Origin of the sequence: Streptomyces otsuchiensis, assembly GCF_004305975.1 — a bacterium.
Classification (GTDB): Bacteria; Actinomycetota; Actinomycetes; order Streptomycetales; family Streptomycetaceae; genus Streptomyces; species Streptomyces otsuchiensis.
Window position 1 is genome coordinate 1 of record NZ_BHZI01000245.1, and the last position, 8676, is coordinate 8676.

The window sequence follows — 8676 nt, forward strand, 5'->3', positions numbered from 1 at the left end:
GTTGGGCGGCTCGGGCTTCGGGCGGCGGGCCGGCACGCCCGCCGCCCGAAGCCCGAGCCGCCCAACGGGCCCGCCGGACGCCGGCCGGCGCTCCTCACCGGCGGCCTGCTGGCCGCGCTCGCGGTGCCGGCACTCCTGTCCCTGGTGAGCCTCGCCGTCGGATCCGGCCCGGCCGGCCTGGCCGACGTACGCGACGCCTCCCTCGCCAAGGACCTCGACGCGCACGGCCAACTCGTCGTCCGGGAGGCGCGGATCGCGCCGCTCTTCTCAGAGCCGCTGCGGTAGCCCTCGGCCCTGGGATTCCGCCTCCACCCGGGGCGTGGTGGCCGGGCGTCGCCCCGTGGTGACGGCCGGTCCGTCAGTCCGGTTCGGTGTCCGGCTCGTCGTCCTTCCGGGGCGTGGGGCGGGCGCGCAGGTGCGCGCGCTCGCCCTGCTTGCCGAAGAGGCTGAGCAGTTCCACCGGCTGGTCGTCGGCGCTGCCGAACCAGTGCGGGACGCGGGTGTCGAACTCGGCCGCCTCACCCGGCGGCAGCACCAGGTCGTGCTCGCCGAGGACCAGCCGCAACCGCCCGTTGAGGACGTACAGCCACTCATACCCCTCATGGGTCTGGGGATCAGGCTCCCTCGGCTTCCGCCCGGGCGGGATCACCAGCTTGTACGCCTGGATGCCGCCCGGCCGCCGGGTCAGCGGCAGCATCGTCATGCCGTGCAGGCTCACCGGGCGCAGATGGACCCGCGGGTCACCGGTGGCCGGCGCGTCCACCAGTTCGTCCAGCGTCACGCCGTGCGCCCGCGCCAGCGGGAGGAGGAGTTCGAGGTTGGGGCGCCTGCCGCCCGACTCCAGCCGGGACAGGGTGCTCACCGAGATCCCCGTCGTGGCCGACAGCTCGGCCAGGGTCACCTCCCGCTGGTGGCGCAGTGCCCGCAGCCTCGGGCCGACCGCCGTCAGTGCCTCGTCCAGGTCGTTGTCCATGACCATCAGGTTGCCACACCGGCAATGATGTTTGCCATGGCGGTCGGAGCGGCGCAAGGTCGTCGTGGAGGTGGTCACGGTGACCGATCGACTGGACGAGAGCTATGACGTGGTGGTGGCCGGCGGCGGCGCCGCCGGACTGAACGGGGCGCTGATGCTCGCGCGGGCCCGCCGCCGTGTGGTGGTGATCGACGCGGGTGAGCCGCGCAACGCGCCCGCCGACGGCGTGCACGGACTGCTCGCACGCGAGGGCATGCCGCCCGGGGAACTACTGGAGCGGGGGCGCGCGGAGGTGCGCGGCTACGGCGGGCACGTGGTGTCCGGCGAGGTGCGGAGCGCGGTACGCGGCCCGGGCGGCCCGGAGGACGGGTTCGTGGTCGAACTGGCCGACGGCCGGACGGTGCGCGCCCGCAGGCTGCTGGTCACCACCGGACTGGTCGACGAGTTGCCGGACGTTCCCGGGCTGCGCGAGCGCTGGGGCCGCGATGTGATCCACTGCCCGTACTGCCACGGCTGGGAGGTGCGGGACCGGTCCATCGGCGTCCTGGCCAGCGGGCCGATGTCGGTGCACCAGGCGCTCCTGATGCGTCAGTGGAGCGAGAACATCGTCTACTTCACGCACGACCGGCCCCGCCCGACGGAGGAGGAGGCGAGCCGGATGTCGGCCCGCGGTATCGAGATCGTGCACGGAACCGTCGCCGCCGTGGAGGTCCACGGCGACCGACTCACCGGAGTGCGGATGGCGGACGGCGCGGTGGTGGCCCGGGAGGCGGTGGCGGTCGCCTCGCGGATGGTGGCACGAGCCGCCCTGCTCGACGGGGTCGGCCTGCGGGCTGTGGAACACCCGGCTGGGGTGGGCGAGTTCATCCCGGCGGACGCAACCGGGCAGACGGACGTCCCCGGTGTGTGGGTGGCGGGCAACGTCACCGACCTCACCGCCCAGGTCGGGGCTTCCGCGGCGGCCGGTGCGGCGGCGGGGGCGCACATCAACGCGGACCTGGTCACCGAGGAGACGGACCGTGCGGTCGCGGCGGCGACGGCACGGGCCTGAGCGTCCGGCGGTGAGCCCGCCCGGTCGCCGGGCGGGCTCACGCGCTGTGCCGGTACGGAAGGGTGTGAGCGGCCCCATGCCGCGCGGTGGCGAAATGGCCGGTTCTCGTATCCGTCGCCGCTGCGAAACGGGTGTTGTGGGAGAGGTGGTGGCAGGGGCGGGCATCGCATTTAAGTCAAGTGATTGACTTACTCGCACTGTGTCCGATTGACTACAGCTGGCAAGGGGCCCGCCCACGCCCCGGCCCTGGCCGCTGCCCGCCGACGGGTACCTGTCGGGTCCTTCGGGCCCCGGCGCCGTCATCCGAGCCGTCCCGTCCCGTTCCGCACGCGCGCACTCCGCCGACCGGACACCCCACGCCGCGACCGGACACGCCCCACGCCCCGGCCGCGCCCGCCGAGAGGAAGCAGCACGCCGATGTCCGACCCCCACACCACGGCCGGCACCGCACGCGCGACCGGCACGGCACGCGCGACCGGTACGGACCTCCCCGACGTCGCCGTCCTCGGCTTCGACCCCGACGCGCTGCGCGCCCGTTACCGCGCGGAGCGGGACCGTCGTATCCGCCCCGACGGCAGCCGCCAGTACCGGGGCGCCACCGGCGAGTTCGGCTACTACGCGGACGACCCGTACGCCGGGGACGAGAGCGCCGCGCGCGAGCCGCTCCAGGACCGGGTCGACGTCGTGATCGTGGGCGGCGGCTTCGGCGGCCTGCTCGCTGGTGCCCGGCTGCGGCAGGCCGGCCTCGAGTCGATCCGGGTGATCGAGCGCGGCACCGACTTCGGCGGCACCTGGTACTGGAACCGCTATCCCGGCATCCACTGCGACATCGAGTCCTACATCTACCTGCCGCTGCTGGAAGAGGTCGGCCACGTACCGCGGTGGAAGTACGCGCCGGGGGAGGAGATCCGGCAGCACGCCATGGCGATCGGCCGGGCCTTCGACCTCTACCGGGACGCCTGCTTCCGCACCGGCGTGACCGAACTGGCCTGGGACGAGCGCGAGTCCGAGTGGCTGGTGACGACCGACCGAGGCGACCGCGTCCGGTCCCGCTACGTGGTGACGGCCAGCGGCGTTCTCAGCGAGGCGAAACTCCCCGGCATCCCCGGCATCGAGACCTTCAGGGGACACACCTTCCACACCAGCCGCTGGGACTACGACTACACCGGCGGCGACGCCGACGGAAATCTGCACCGCCTCGCCGACAAGCGGGTGGCGGTGATCGGTACCGGCGCGACCGCCGTCCAGTGCGTGCCGCATCTGGGCGCCGCCGCCGAGCGGCTGTACGTCTTCCAGCGCACACCCTCCTCGGTCGACGGCCGAGGCAACCGCCCGACCGACCGGGAATGGGCCGCATCCCTGACACCGGGCTGGCAGCGCGGCCGCCGGGACAACTTCCTCAGCCTGGTCACGGGCGGCAGGCAGCACGAGGACCTCGTCGACGACGGCTGGACCAGCAGTGCCCGGCTCCAGCAGAAGCTCGTCCCCAGCGACAGCTACCGCGAGCTGCCGGACGCGCAGCGCGAACGCGCCTACGAGCTGGCCGACTTCCAGAAGATGAACGCCATCCGCGCGCGGGTCGACGCGATCGTCACCGATCCCGGCACCGCCGAGGCGCTCAAGCCCTGGTACCGCTACATGTGCAAGCGGCCCACGTTCAGCGACAACTACCTGCAGACCTTCAACCGGCCCAACGTCACGCTGGTCGACACCGCCGACACCCACGGCGTCGAGCGGATGACCGAGGGCGCGGTCGTCGTCGGCGGGACCGAGTACCAGGTCGACTGCGTCATCTTCGCCACCGGCTTCGAGGTCGGCGTCTCGGGCATCCTCTCCGGGCGGCTCCCCGTGCGAGGCAGCAACGGGGTCACCCTCACCGAGGCGTGGCGGCAGGGGCCGCGCACACTCCACGGCTTCTACAGCAACGGATTCCCCAACCTCTTCCAGCTCGGGCCGCTGCAGAACGCCGCCGCCGTGAACTACACCCATGTGCTGGACGAACAGGCCACCCACGTCGCCGAGGTGATCGCCGCGGCCCGCAGGCGCGGGGCCCGCCGGATCGAGCCGACCCCCGAGGCGCAGGACGCGTGGGTGGCCGTGATCCGGGCCAACGCCCCCGACCTGTACGCCTTCCAGGCCGAGTGCACCCCGGGCTACTACAACAACGAGGGCAGCCCCCGGGCGCGCAGCGAGTCCTTCGGAGACGGCCCCGTGGCCTTCCATGCGCTGCTCCGCGACTGGCGCGCCGGCGGCGGGATGGACGAGGTCCTGGGCGACTTCGCCCCGGCGGAGGAACCAGGCGGGGCGGCGGGACGAGGCGGGGCGGCGGGGGACGACGTGCCGCGGCTCACGCCGCGCGACACGGACACCGACGACGACCGGGACGAGGTCAGCTCATGAGCACGGGACTGGAAGGACGCGCCGTCGTCGTGACGGGGGCGGCCTCGGGAATCGGCCGGGCGACCGCGCTGCGGTTCGGCACGCTGGGCGCCCGCGTCCTGGTGACCGACATCGACGCCGAGGGCGCGGAGCGGACGGTGGCCGACCTACGGGAGGCCGGGGGCACGGCGGCCTGTGTCGCGGGTGACCTCTGCGACCAGCGGGCGGTGGACGCAGTGGTGGCTCGGGCGCTCACGGAGTACGGCGCCCTGGACGTCCTGGTGAACAACGCCGGGGTGATGGACCGGATGTCCGCACTCGGTGAGACCGATGACGCGGAGTGGGAACGGGTCCTGGGCGTCAACCTGACCGCGCCGTTCGCACTCACCCGGGCGGCGCTGCCCCACATGGTCGCCGCCGGGCGCGGCTCGATCGTCTTCACCGCCTCCGAGGCGAGCCTGCGCGGGGGAGCGGCCGGCGCCGCCTACACCGCCGCCACACGGCGTCGTCGGGCTGGTGAAGAGCCTCGCCGTGACATACCGCGCCCAGGGCATCCGGGCGAACGCCGTCGCGCCCGGACCCACCCGCACCGGCATCCGGGTGGACACCGCGCCCGGGGCGACGGGACCGGCCGTCATCGGGAGCCTGGTCCGGTCCACGACCGGCCGGCTCGGGGAGGCCGAGGAACAGGCCGCCGCCATCGTCTTCCTCGCCTCCGACGAGGCATCCTTCGTCAACGGAGCCGTGCTCCCGGTGGACGACGGCTGGTCGGCGGTCTGACCGCCCGACTGGCGGTGGCGCGATGTCGCGATGGCGCGGAGGAGGACACGTACTAGCGTGGAGGGATGAGCGACACCTTCCGCACCACCGTGCTGCACCTCACCACCGGCCGCCGCGAGGTGGTGATGGACCTCACCGACCGGTGCGAGGAGTTCCTGGCAGGCGCCGCGGACGGCTCCGACGGCCTGCTGAACGTCTTCGTCCCCCACGCCACCGCCGGAGTCGCCGTCCTGGAGACCGGCGCCGGCAGCGACGAGGACCTGCTGGCCGCCCTGCGCGACCTGCTGCCGCCCGACGACCGCTGGCGCCACCGCCACGGCACCCCTGGCCACGGCCGCGACCATGTCCTGCCCGCCCTGGTGGCCCCGCACGCGACCCTTCCCGTCATCGGCGGCAGCCTGCAACTGGGCACCTGGCAGTCCGTCTGCCTCGTCGACACCAACGTCGACAACCCGGACCGTCAGGTGCGGCTGAGCTTCCTCAGCTGACCAAGATCGTTCAGCGGGGGCGTGGCCGCCGATTCTCCGTACGATGCGCGCTCTAACGGAGAGAAAAATTCGCGGTACGGACCTCAACACGATCGAACGACCCTACGACGGATGCGGCAAGTGCCTGCTCGGAGTGCGGCGACTGTCGCGCGTGAAGCTGGCGACGTCTTCACCCGAGCGCCAGCAAGAGAACGTGCTCGCTGCCGCCGCGTTCGTCGGGGCCCACATCATCGGCTGGGCGGACGACTGGGAGGTCTCCGGCGCCACCGATCCCATGACCCGTCCCAGTCTGGGCCCGTGGCTCCGGGATGAGAAGGGACCGTACGACGGCTTGGTCGCGGCAGCGGTGGACCGGCTCGGCCGCAATGTCGTCGACTGCCTGAACACCGGCTACAAGATGCGGGACGAGAAGAAGATGCTTGTCGGTTCTCCCGCCGCAGCGCGGCCAGCCCCTCACGTTCGCTGCCCGCGTCGACCTCGGCCTGCTTCACCCAGTCCCGTACCGCAGTCTCGGTCAGATCGAAGTCCTTGGCGACCTGACCGACCGAGCGGTCGCCCCCTCGGCACAGCTCGACGATCCCGGCCTTGAACTCCGGCGTGAACGAACGGCGAGGTCGAGGCCTCTTCTTCCCCATGCTCTCCATGATGGACATCCTCCCGGGGATGAACCCCTGATCTCGCATGTCCGTCAAAGCGGATCAAGCCCACTTCGTGATGGGGTGGGCGGGCCGTCCGAAGAGCACTTTCTGCGGTCGGGAGGGCAGAAGGGGCCGGACTGGTCCTGATTCCGGGTGACCGTGGAGCAACCTATTGTGCAGGTATCCGTCCGAAGGAGTCCGACGCCCATGACACCAGCACGGACAGTCGATCTGCGGCTGCTTCCAGTTGATGACTTGCTCTGCCGGGTTGAACGGTATCTCCAGGTGAGCCTCGACCGTGCGTCCCTGGTTCGGAAGCGTCGCTCTGTGGGCGCCGCGACAGAGCGCGGGACGTGGGTGCGGATTGAGCGGCGGCCGGTCTCTCGGGTGGGTACTCAGGGATGGAACGGCGCTGAAACGGCTGCGGCGTTGACCGGAATCTCGATGCCGGAGTGGTTTGCCGGGGTGTCTTGGCGTGAGGGTGACGAGGTGGTGTGGCGTGCGGACGAGACGTCTCTGCTACCCGATGCCCCGGTTCAGTCCGGCACCCTGACGGTCCGCCCCGACCTGCCGGAGGAGTGGTGGAAGCAGTTGTCCGCGTCGTTGGATGCGCTTGCTGTGCAGAGTACGAGCCGTGTCGCGACGCCGGATACGGTGACTATGACGCAAGTTGGGGTGTCGGAGGCGATCCGCCGAACGTTCTCATCAACGTTCGACACCACGATTTCGATGTGGGTGCCCGCTCATGCGGATCTGAACTGGGCGAACGTGACAGCTCCCCGTTTCTGCTTGTTCGACTGGGAGGACTGGGGGATGGCCCCGCTGGGCCTGGACGCGGCCTCACTGTGGGTGAATTCTTTGGCGGTGCCCGACCTGGCCGAGCGGGTGTGGGCGGAGCGGCGCCGGGATCTGGAGAGCAGGGACGGGCTACTCATGGCGATGTTCTGCCTTGGCAAGATCGTCGGTGATTACGCTGATCCCGCTGATCCGAAGCTGCGGCCGGCACAGCGGGCCGCAGCCCGGATCGTCGGTGAGCTGGTCGATCACTGAGGTGAGCGTGCTCGCAGGAGTCGCCGGTAGCGGTCCACCACGCCGTAGTCGACGCCCCACGAAAGGGTGCCCAGCAGCTCGCGGAGGTGGGTTTCGTTATCGGAGCCCACGGCGATGGTGCTCACCTCCGGAAGCGCGTAGGCCGCACGGAACGCCGCCTGCAGGGGCGTGCATCCTTCCGGCGGGTTGGTCAGGAAGACCTGTGGTCGAGCCGCCTCCCACACCGGGTCGTGAGGTGAGCCGTTGAACGGGCTCATGCCCCACACGTCGGCCGGCTTCCATCTGTGAACGAGTTGCTCGGCGGCGTCGAGTACCGGACCCGGCACGAGCAGGCCGGAGCGGATCATCAGCACGGCCGGGCGCGGGGTTGTGGTGTCGAGCTGCGGAAGGAGTGGCCGGGGGTCCCAGGTTGAGACACCCCACGCACGTGCGAGTCCGGCGCGTACGGCGTCGTCCAGGGCGGCGCACGCGTCAGCCAGAGGTTCCCCGTCCGTGCTGCGTTCGGGGTTGTGGAGGAAGACAAGGTCGGGGGGCCGGCGAAGGTCCCGGACGGTCTGTTCCACGGCCGCTCGGAGACGTGCGGGGTTCAGGGTGTGGTGGCCGCCGGGGCGGTCGGGGAAGAACCCGACCTTGGTGGAGATGGTGAAGTGCCGGAGCAGGTCGCCGGCCTGTTCGGCGAGCGTGGTGTGCGAAGTGAAGCCGAGGTAGTTGAAGGCGGTGTCGAGTCGGCTGATGCCGAGGTCAAGGGCAGCCTTCAGAGGGCCGCGATCGTGACGAGACCGGTGTAGCCCGAGGACAATTCCGGGGTCAGCGGCACGCACAAGCCCTCCTGTGTCAGAACGTCAGCAACGCGGGTCAGGACGGGGTCGGCATCTTCCTGGTTCAGGTGGACGGGGTGGCCGCTGAGTAGCGGGCGAAGAAGTGGCAGCGCCTTGGCGTTGAAGGTGAGCCGCTTCCCGGCGGCCTCGACCACGACGCCTTCGTCCGTCTGGCGGATCCGGGGCGGGAATTCGGTGGCACACACCACTGCGGTGAGGGGCCCGCTGATGTCGAGGCGGGGAACGTGCCGGGGAGTGATCGATTCCTGCTCGCGGGCCGCCAAAAATGCGGCCGGTCCCCGGGAGCGGATCAAACGCTCGGCAGCTTCCGCCAGTTCCTCCGTCTGGGCCTGAGCTGCACTGATCTTCGTGGAGTCCCTGAAGCCTGGGTTACGCTTCCAGGCGTAAGGAGAACCACGAGCTGTGCCAGCACCACGTAAGTACCCCGATGAACTCCGTGAGCGCGCGATCCGCGAGGTCCGCTCGACCGGACGCCCGA

General features: G+C 71.1%; 6 protein-coding genes and 5 pseudogenes. 7 read left to right on the plus strand and 4 right to left on the minus strand.

Translation table 11 applies throughout. From position 1 onward, the window contains the following. Positions 1-285, plus strand: a pseudogene (locus E0D90_RS26710) (hypothetical protein); the annotation flags it as partial. 73 nt (positions 286-358) lie between these two features. Here the strand turns inward: E0D90_RS26710 and E0D90_RS20345 are convergent. Then, a complete protein-coding gene (locus tag E0D90_RS20345) occupies positions 359-973 on the minus strand; it encodes a helix-turn-helix domain-containing protein (RefSeq protein ID WP_130799555.1) in 615 nt (204 codons plus the stop codon). Positions 974-1052: 79 nt separating this feature from the next. Here E0D90_RS20345 and E0D90_RS20350 point away from each other — a divergent pair, with 79 nt between their 5' ends. The 5 genes and pseudogenes from E0D90_RS20350 to E0D90_RS27995 all read left to right on the plus strand — a co-directional run. Beyond that, positions 1053-2024 (plus strand): NAD(P)/FAD-dependent oxidoreductase, encoded by a 972-nt coding sequence (locus tag E0D90_RS20350; protein WP_174856231.1) that lies wholly within the window; start codon positions 1053-1055, stop codon positions 2022-2024. A 417-nt stretch (positions 2025-2441) separates the two neighbouring features. Beyond that, positions 2442-4424, plus strand: coding sequence for a flavin-containing monooxygenase (locus E0D90_RS20355; protein WP_130799556.1), 1983 nt, complete (start codon positions 2442-2444; stop codon positions 4422-4424). Then, positions 4421-5183 (plus strand): annotated as a pseudogene (locus E0D90_RS20360) (SDR family NAD(P)-dependent oxidoreductase). Before E0D90_RS20355 ends, E0D90_RS20360 begins: the two are co-directional and overlap by 4 nt. A gap of 65 nt (positions 5184-5248) precedes the next feature. After that, a complete protein-coding gene (locus E0D90_RS20365; RefSeq protein WP_130799557.1) occupies positions 5249-5671 on the plus strand; it encodes a YjbQ family protein in 423 nt (140 codons plus the stop codon). A 43-nt stretch (positions 5672-5714) separates the two neighbouring features. Beyond that, positions 5715-6020, plus strand: a pseudogene (locus E0D90_RS27995) (recombinase family protein); the annotation flags it as partial. 55 nt (positions 6021-6075) lie between these two features. Here the strand turns inward: E0D90_RS27995 and E0D90_RS28000 are convergent. Then, positions 6076-6306, minus strand: a pseudogene (locus tag E0D90_RS28000) (transposase); the annotation flags it as partial. 210 nt (positions 6307-6516) lie between these two features. Between E0D90_RS28000 and E0D90_RS20380 the strand changes: the two are divergent. Beyond that, positions 6517-7359 carry a hypothetical protein gene (locus E0D90_RS20380; protein ID WP_130799558.1) on the plus strand — a complete coding sequence of 281 codons (843 nt, stop codon included), beginning with the start codon at positions 6517-6519 and terminating at the stop codon, positions 7357-7359. Here the strand turns inward: E0D90_RS20380 and E0D90_RS20385 are convergent. Both E0D90_RS20385 and E0D90_RS28005 read right to left on the minus strand, forming a co-directional pair. Next, positions 7353-8180 (minus strand): aldo/keto reductase, encoded by an 828-nt coding sequence (locus tag E0D90_RS20385; RefSeq protein WP_130799559.1) that lies wholly within the window; start codon positions 8178-8180, stop codon positions 7353-7355. The two genes, E0D90_RS20380 and E0D90_RS20385, sit on opposite strands and share 7 nt — an antisense overlap. Further along, positions 8114-8676: pseudogene (locus tag E0D90_RS28005) on the minus strand (hypothetical protein); the annotation flags it as partial. The pseudogene E0D90_RS28005 and the gene E0D90_RS20385, both read right to left, overlap by 67 nt.